This window comes from Rhodococcus sp. IEGM 1351, from assembly GCF_030056875.1.
GTDB lineage: Bacteria > Actinomycetota > Actinomycetes > Mycobacteriales > Mycobacteriaceae > Rhodococcus_F > Rhodococcus_F opacus.
This window is the reverse complement of record NZ_JASHKU010000208.1, coordinates 1-207: the sequence shown is the minus strand read 5'-3', so window position 1 is coordinate 207 and position 207 is coordinate 1. Positions and strand designations below refer to the sequence as shown.

The window sequence follows — 207 nt, the reverse complement described above, 5'->3', positions numbered from 1 at the left end:
CGGTATCGGCGAGGACGATCTCCTCGCCCTCGTCGCCGCGGTCGAACGCGAATCCGAGCCCCCGCTGGCCGGCGCGATCGTCCGCTACACCGCCGAACGCGCGAGCCCACAACTGCCCTTGGCCGAGTTCACGAGCGTGCCCGGGCACGGTGCCACCGCCGACGTGCAGGGCCGCCGGGTAGCGGTCTGCACCCGCAAGCTCATGGT

General features: G+C 72.5%; 1 protein-coding gene. It reads left to right on the top strand.

The window, feature by feature from the left end; all coding sequences use genetic code 11:
* The coding region (locus QM806_RS41300; protein ID WP_283295096.1) for a hypothetical protein at positions 1-207 on the top strand (207 nt) is incomplete at both ends.